Origin of the sequence: Halomonas sp. (assembly GCF_052095695.1) — a bacterium.
In the GTDB taxonomy this organism is placed as follows: Bacteria; Pseudomonadota; Gammaproteobacteria; order Pseudomonadales; family Halomonadaceae; genus Vreelandella.
Window position 1 is genome coordinate 1 of sequence record NZ_JBQDLQ010000140.1, and the last position, 5,446, is coordinate 5,446.

Consider the following 5,446-nt stretch of genomic DNA (forward strand, 5'->3'; position numbering starts at 1 on the left):
CCTGCGACCTGCCGCTTAGGAGGCGGCTGCTCTATCCTACTGAGCTACAGGGACTTAAGCTTTCTAAAATAAGCGGGCGGCAGTATAACGCGTCAGCCTAGGCAGGGCCACCGAGGAGGCTAAATCCAGCCCAGCAAGCGTAGTGCAAAAATGCCGACCGTCACGGTGACGCTCGCCATGAGTGTGCTGATCGCGATGATATTGGCCGCTAATGTAACATTACCCCCAATCGCTTTGACCATTACAAAGCTTGCCGCAGCGGTTGGACTGGCAAAGAACAGGAACAACAAACCTAGCTGCTCACCAGAAAAGCCCACCATCCACGCCGCTAAGGTGGAAAGCACCGGCAACGTCACCATCTTCATCCAGCTTGCGCCTACGGCTACCTGGCTACCGGTACGCATACTCGACACTGAGAGCGTTGCACCGATACAAATCAATGCTAGCGGCAGTGTTAAAGACGCAAAGTAATCGCCTGAGGTAATCAGCCAGCTGGGGAGCGGGATTGCAAATACGGTAAAAGGTAGTGCCGCAAACACGGAAATAATCAGCGGGTTGGTGGCTATGTGTTTTAACAGACTGCGCCAGTCGGTCGATTGGCCCGGTTGATAGAATGCCAATACAACAACCGAAAACGCGTTGTACATCACAATCACCACGCCTAGCAGCAGGCTACCCGCTGAAATGCCATAGTTACCGTACATGCCGGCGGCCAGTGCCAGCCCCACCACACCGCAGTTGCCTCGAAACGCTCCTTGCACATAAATGCCGCGATCTTTGCGTGGTACGCGGTAATGCGCCCACAGCCAACTGAGTAGAAACTGACCCAGCGTGGCCACAGCAAAAAAAACCATGACCGATACGTCCAGCGCAACGCTTAAGTCGGCTTTTATCAAACTGAGGAAAATTAGGGTAGGTAGCGTAGCCCTGAACACAAGCGCCGAGGCGGTTGAAACAAACGTACTATCGATCCACTTCAACCGTTTTAGCATTAAGCCAACAAATACCATCGCAAAGACAGGCAGCGTGGTATCAAGCGTGCGGGCAAACAGTTCAAGTAGGTTCACAACGGTGTCTCGGTCAGACTGAATTGTAATAACAAGTTAAGTACCTGCTTATACTCTACTTCCAAGCGTGGTTTGTCGACTGGCTAAGCCACGAATGATCGATAGTAGAGGGCGAGCCTGTAAACCAAATTGTGAAACGTCAACAGGGCCTAGGAAATCGCTTTAATTTCAAACGTTGCGTTAATGGCACCGGACTACCTTGCTATAAGCCACATTCATTCGCTGCAACTAAAACCTCAGTATTATTAATTACATTCACATCAGGAGGTTATCAAAAAAGAGCATTGCGCGCGCGTTAAAACCTGCCAGCTATACGGGCACCTACCGCTATTTAAAAATCTCGCTCAGCATTACATTGCAGGTTTTTGTCAGCAGCATGCACAATCAGCAGTGCTGAATTGATACCTACCGTTATTTCACGTATGTTCGCCCGCCTACTCTTTTGTCATCTCACCGCGGCCTTATTTATGGCGAAACGAACAGCAGGCTACACGTCATCAGGTATCCGTAAGGTTAGCGCCCTGCCTGCCCTACTGACCGAATTTGACCGTTTTGAACGTATCCATCCCGTGAAACGCAAACCTGACGCGGTGATCGGCTGGGGATTAAAGCCCACCAGCGTGCGTGCTCGGAGGTACGCCCAACGCCACCAATTGCCCTATATCGCCCTTGAGGATGGCTTCCTACGTTCGCTAGGCCTGGGTGTTAATAACTTTCAGCCGCATAGCTTAGCCGTCGACCATACCGGCATTTATTACGATGCCTCGCGCCCTTCTGATTTAGAAAACTGGCTCAACACCGATACCTTTGATGATGAAGAACTAAGCCAGGCAGCGCGCTGTATGGCGTTGATTGCCCGCTATCGGCTATCCAAATATAACCATGCCGCGGACCATCCTGTTCAGGCATCAAACCAGGCGCGTGTATTGGTTGTTGATCAAACCGCTGGCGACGCGTCCATCCATTATGGCGGCGCAAGTGCTGAAAGCTTTGAGCAGATGCTTGCAGCGGCCTTAAGCGAGCATCCCGATGCTGACATTTTAGTTAAAATTCATCCGGACGTCATCGCGGGTAAAAAACAAGGCCACCTGCTGAAAGCCGCTGAGCATCCTCGTTGCCATGTCATCAGTGAAGACCTCAACCCCTGGGCGCTTTTTGATCACGTGGACCACGTCTATGTGGTGACCAGCCAACTCGGCTTTGAAGCCCTGCTAGCGGGCAAGCAGGTCAACTGTTTCGGCATACCGTTTTACGCAGGCTGGGGGTTAACACTTGATCAAATTCCCTGCCATCGACGCCGCCAAGCGCGTACGCTGACAGAAGTGTTTGCCGCGGCCTATTTGCGCTACTGCCGCTACGCTAACCCATACACCCAACAGCCCGCCACGCTAGAAGAAACCATCGCCCTGATCACCGATCAAAAGCGCCAGCAGGAGCGCTACCGAGGTGCATGGTTAGCCTGTGGCTTTTCATCCTGGAAGCGACGCTTTATTGGCGATTTTCTAGGCACCGCCGCTCAGATCGAGTATCAGCCAAAGCTGCCGAGTGCACTAATCGCTGAGCCAGATTCAAAGCGGCTACTGGTCTGGTCAAGCCGCATTGATGCGAATTTTAAACGCCAATATGCCCAGCACATGGAAACATTATGGCGGATGGAAGATGGCTTTATTCGCTCGGTGGGCCTGGGAGTCGACTTAACTCAGCCGCTGTCACTCGTCATTGATTCCCAGGGCATCTATTACGACCCCGGCCAATCCAGTGACTTAGAGACACTGCTCAACAGCACCACGTTTAGCGATGACCTGCTGCTTCGCGCCCAGCAGCTGCGTGAGCGGCTCGTGGCGCTCAAGCTGTCTAAATACAACGTGCGTGGACAAACAGACATTGATCTACCTCAGGAGCGTTATACGATCCTGGTACCCGGCCAAGTGGAAAGCGACGCCTCGATTGCGACAGGCTCGCCCGATATCACGACCAATAGTGGGTTATTAAGTGCCGTGCGTAGCGCCCACCCGGACGCCTTTATCATTTATAAAGCCCACCCTGACGTATTGAGCGGGGCGCGCATTGGGAAACTCGATACCAATGCCAATCGCCTGTATGATCTAGAGGCCAGTGATATCGATATAGCGGCGTTATTAGAGCGTGTTGATGCCGTTCACACGATGAGTTCCTTAACAGGATTTGAAGCACTTCTGCGCAAGCGTGAAGTGTGCACCTATGGTCTGCCATTTTATGCTGGCTGGGGGTTAACACGCGATTCGCTTAGCTGCCCACGCCGCACGCGTTCGCTCTCGTTGGACGCGCTGGTCGCAGGCACGCTGATTTTGTATCCCGGCTATGTGGACCCAGCATCCGGGCAGCTATGCAATGCTGAAACGGTGGTTAGCCTGTTGGAACAGGCAAGAGCACAACATTCTACCCTTACATGGAAACAGCATCTTTACCGCTGTTATCGTAACTTGTTGATTAAAAGGCATTGAGTTGAAGCATCCGAAGCGTGCATTCTTATTTTTGCAAGGCGTTTGCTCACCATTTTATCCACGCTTAGCCAAGCGCCTGGTGAATGACGGGCATCGCGTTGTAAAGGTCAACTTCAATGCAGGCGATATCGCCTACTGGCAGCGCACCCATGGCGAAAGCCACCTCTTTCGCGGCACTGAAGACGAGCTACCCGGTTATATCAAAGCACTTTGGCAAAAATACGCCATTACTGACCAAGTGATGTTTGGTGATCGTCGGCCCATTCACCGCCCCGCGGTCGACAATGCGGCGGCAGCTGGCGTGCGCACTCATGTGTTTGAAGAAGGCTACTTTCGCCCCTTTTGGATTACCTTAGAGCGTGAAGGCGTTAATGGCCATTCGCTGCTGCCCCGTGATCCACGCTGGTTTTACGAGACCGGCAAAGCGCTGCCCGAGCCGCCCGCCCCGGTACGCTTTCGATCTTCTTTTAAGATTCGCGCGATGCATGACGTTAGTTATCATTTGGCTGGCTTGGCGAACCCGCTGGTCGCGCCCCACTATCGCAATCACGCGCCGATTAACGCCCCCGTTGAGTATGCAGGCTACCTTAAGCGCTTTACCCAGCTAAAATTCTGGAAAAAACGCGACGCCCAGCGTATCAAACAACTGATTGAGAGCGGCCGCCCCTACTTTATGCTGCCACTGCAATTAAACAGCGACGCCCAGATCCGCCACCACTCACCCTACACCGATATGCAGGAAGTGATGGAGCATGTCATGGGCTCATTTGCACAGCACGCACCCAGCGATGCGATGCTGTGCATAAAGAATCATCCGCTGGATATGGGGCTTACCAACTACCCTAAAATCATCAGCCGGCTCGCTGATCACTACGGCTTGCAAGGGCGCATTGTTTACCTGGAATCTGGCGACCTTAACGCGCTGCTCAAGCACGCCAAAGGCAACGTAACCGTTAACAGTACGGTGGGCATCGTTTCGCTTGAAAAACACTGCCCAACGTTCGCACTCAGCGACCCTATCTACCACCTGGCGGGCCTCACCGACCAAGGCAGCCTTGAAGATTTTTGGCAGCAGCCACAGCCGCCTAGCGCAGAGCTGTTTGGCTACTTTCAGAAAACGGTGATGCATGCAGTTCAAATCAATGGCGGCTATTACTGCCAGCCTAGCATCGATTTAGCCGTCGACAACGCCGCGCGGGTACTCGAAGCCTGCCCGTCGCCGCTGGAGGAACTGCTATGACCCCCCTTCAGAAAGCAGCTGCAAACCACCACCGGTGCGTTCTGATCACCGGCGCGACCGGTGCCATTGGCGGCGCCTTGGCGCGTGCCTACGCAGCTCCGAATACGCAGCTAATTCTGCACGGACGACAGCAGAATAAACTAGAGGCCCTGGCCGAGATTTGCCGCCAGCAGGGTGCAAATGTCACGCTTTCGACCATCAACCTAACCGATAATCATGCTCTGAAAGCCTGGCTGAACCAGCTCTGCACCAACCAAGTTCCGGATATCGTCATCGCTAATGCGGGCAAAAACACCCACCCCCAAGGAGCCAACATGTTAGAGCCCTGGGGAGAAGTACAAGCGCTGCTAGATCTTAACCTCAAAACGCCTATCGCCATGGCACAGCATTTAGTGCCGGCTATGCAAAACCGCGGCAGCGGCCAACTGGTCTTTATTAGCTCGCTTGCCGCATGGCACGGATTGCCCACTACGCCCAGCTACAGCGCTAGCAAAGCAGGCATAAAAGCCTACGGCGAAGGCCTTCGCGGGCTGCTAGCCCCTCACGGCATTGGCGTGACAGTGGTGATGCCCGGCTATGTTACCTCGCCCATGTGTGACGCTATGCCTGGGCCTAAACCCTGGGAATGGCCACCCGAGCGCGCCGCTAAGGCGATT

The 5,446-nt window shown here is 53.6% G+C and carries 4 protein-coding genes; 3 read left to right on the forward strand and 1 reads right to left on the reverse strand.

The genetic code is table 11. The features are described from left to right. Window positions 1–119: 119 nt before the first annotated feature. Window positions 120–1,067 (reverse strand): AEC family transporter, encoded by a 948-nt coding sequence (locus tag ACTH5D_RS17100; RefSeq protein ID WP_441673341.1) that lies wholly within the window; start codon window positions 1,065–1,067, stop codon window positions 120–122. Between the two features lie 467 nt (window positions 1,068–1,534). Between ACTH5D_RS17100 and ACTH5D_RS17105 the strand changes: the two genes are divergently transcribed. The 3 genes from ACTH5D_RS17105 to ACTH5D_RS17115 form a co-directional block, all read left to right on the forward strand. Beyond that, window positions 1,535–3,550: a capsular polysaccharide biosynthesis protein gene (locus ACTH5D_RS17105; RefSeq protein WP_441673343.1), complete on the forward strand. Its 2,016-nt coding sequence runs from the start codon at window positions 1,535–1,537 to the stop codon at window positions 3,548–3,550. 1 nt (window position 3,551) lies between these two features. After that, window positions 3,552–4,790, forward strand: a complete 1,239-nt coding sequence (locus ACTH5D_RS17110; protein WP_441673345.1) for a capsule biosynthesis protein — start codon at window positions 3,552–3,554, stop codon at window positions 4,788–4,790. Further along, on the forward strand, window positions 4,787–5,446 hold a 660-nt coding region (locus ACTH5D_RS17115), incomplete at its 3' end, for an SDR family NAD(P)-dependent oxidoreductase (protein ID WP_441673347.1). The genes ACTH5D_RS17110 and ACTH5D_RS17115, both read left to right, overlap by 4 nt.